Genomic DNA, 2,500 nt, shown 5'->3' with positions numbered 1-2,500 from the left:
CGTCTTGCGACTTTGCAGAGTCCTATGTTTTTAGTAAACAGTCGCTACCGCCATTTCTCTGCGACCCTCAAAAGCTTCACGTGCGAATCGCTACACTCTCAAGGGCATACCTTCTCCCGAAGTTACGGTATCATTTTGCCGAGTTCCTTAACCAGTGTTCTCTCAAGCACCTTAGGACATTTATCCTCACCCACCTGAGTCGGTTTACGGTACGGTCACCTGCTGTCTGAAGCTTAGAGGCTTTTCTTGGAAGCATGGGATCAACGACTTTACGGGGATACCCCCTCGTCATCAGTTCTCAGCGTTGAATGGAAGAAGGGATTTGCCTCCTCTTCCCGCCTACAACCTTAAACCAGGACAACCAGCGCCTGGATCGCCTACCCTACTCCGTCCCCCCATCGCAACAACAGGTGGTACGGGAATATTAACCCGTTTCCCATCAACTACGCCTTTCGGCCTCGCCTTAGGGACCGACTAACCCTACGCAGATTACCTTTACGTAGGAAACCTTGGGTTTTCGGTGACAAGGTTTCTCACCTTGTTTTTCGCTACTCATGTCAGCATAATCTCTTGTGATACCTCCAGCCGTCCTCGCGGTCGACCTTCGCAGGCTTACACAATGCTCCCCTACCACTGGATGCTTAAGCATCCAATCCGCAGCTTCGGTACTACGCTTAGCCCCGTTACATTTTCCGCGCAGACCCACTCGACCAGTGAGCTATTACGCTTTCTTTAAAGGGTGGCTGCTTCTAAGCCAACCTCCTGGTTGTCTGGGCATTTCCACATCGTTTTCCACTTAGCGTAGATTTTGGGACCTTAGCTGGCGGTCTGGGCTCTTTCCCTTTTGACTACGGATCTTATCACCCGCAGTCTGACTCCCACAATAACAGTTAGCGGTATTCGGAGTTTGGTTAGGTTTGGTAACCTGGTGAGGCCCCTAGCCCATCCAGTGCTCTACCCCCGCTACTTACTTTGTGAGGCTATACCTAAATATATTTCGGGGAGAACCAGCTATCTCCGAGTTTGATTAGCCTTTCACTCCTATCCACACCTCATCCCCTGGCTTTTCAACGCCAGTGGGTTCGGGCCTCCACGAAGTGTTACCTTCCTTTCACCCTGGACATGGATAGATCACCCGGTTTCGGGTCTACCCCCAGCAACTAATGCGCCCTATTAAGACTCGCTTTCGCTACGGCTCCGTTCTATGAACTTAACCTCGCTGCTGAGGGTAACTCGCTGACTCATTATGCAAAAGGCACGCGGTCACACTGAACGAATCATAGTGCTCCCACTGCTTGTAGGCATACGGTTTCAGGTTCTATTTCACCCTCCTCATTGGAGTACTTTTCACCTTTCCCTCACGGTACTAGTGCACTATCGGTCAGAGAGTAGTATTTAGCCTTGGGAGATGGTCCTCCCGGATTCCCACGAGGTTTCACGTGCCTCGCAGTACTCGGGGACACCCTAGGGTGAATCAAGATTTCGGATACGGGGCTATCACCCACTATGGCCGGACTTTCCAGACCGTTCGCCTATCCTTCATCAATCCCATGTCGGGGCCCCACAACCCCCGTGCCATCGAAATGGTACGGGTTTGGGCTGTTCCGCTTTCGCTCGCCGCTACTGACGGAATCACTATTGTTTTCTTTTCCTGAGGGTACTTAGATGTTTCAGTTCCCCTCGTTCGCCACGCATGGCTATGTATTCACCATGCGTTACTGGAGCATTACCTCCAGTAGGTTTCCCCATTCGGAAATCTCCGGGTCAAAGCCTGTTTAGCGGCTAACCGAAGCTTATCGCAGCTTACCACGTCCTTCATCGCCTCTCTCTGCCTAGGCATCCACCGTACGCCCTTAATAGCTTGACCATAAAAAAACTGTAAATGATCAATTCCATCTTCGCCCGAAAGCTAGATGGACACGTTTCGAAAAACGTGCTGCCGTGCATACATCCCGAAATGTCGCCATTTCGGTTGTTACCTACAGATCACTTCTATGCAATTGTCAAAGAACAAGTAGAATGCTCACCTTCGCTTGACGCCTTCGCTTTCGCTACGGCAGCTTCGGTGGGCATTTTTCCCGTTTCACGGGGAAAATTGGTGGAGGTGAACGGGATCGAACCGATGACCCCCTGCGTGCAAGGCAGGTGCTCTCCCAGCTGAGCTACACCCCCAATTCCTTGGAGAATAAATGGTGGGCCTGGGAGGACTTGAACCTCCGACCTCACGATTATCAGTCGTGTGCTCTAGCCAGCTGAGCTACAGGCCCTTTCAGTAACGACGATGCACGCATCGTGAGCCTGGCAGTCATCGCTAACCATTCATCTCGAAATTTTAGAGAACAAAAAGTCCGCGAGTAAACAAAAGCCTCGCGGGCTTGGTCCTTCAAAACTAAATAGTAGACAGTAATGTAAGATTGACCTGGATTACCATGACCAGCATCTTACGTGAGCAAGCTCACTGGCTGGTTAGGCTCCTTAGAAAGGAGGTGATCCAGCCGCA

General features: G+C 51.1%; 2 tRNA genes and 1 rRNA gene (1 of these 3 cut by a window edge). All 3 read right to left on the bottom strand.

The features are described 5' to 3' along the window. Nucleotides 1-1,867: ribosomal RNA gene (locus D6Z24_RS21445) — 23S ribosomal RNA — on the bottom strand; it reaches 1,090 nt to the left of the window's first position. A 229-nt stretch (nucleotides 1,868-2,096) separates the two neighbouring features. Further along, nucleotides 2,097-2,172 (bottom strand) — tRNA-Ala (locus D6Z24_RS21440). Between the two features lie 18 nt (nucleotides 2,173-2,190). Continuing rightward, nucleotides 2,191-2,267 (bottom strand) — tRNA-Ile (locus tag D6Z24_RS21435). Nucleotides 2,268-2,500 lie beyond the last annotated feature (233 nt).

Origin of the sequence: Geomonas oryzae (assembly GCF_004117875.1) — a bacterium.
In the GTDB taxonomy this organism is placed as follows: Bacteria; Desulfobacterota; Desulfuromonadia; order Geobacterales; family Geobacteraceae; genus Geomonas; species Geomonas oryzae.
Note: the sequence above shows the minus strand (reverse complement) of the source record. Positions and strands in the feature narration are given on the sequence as shown.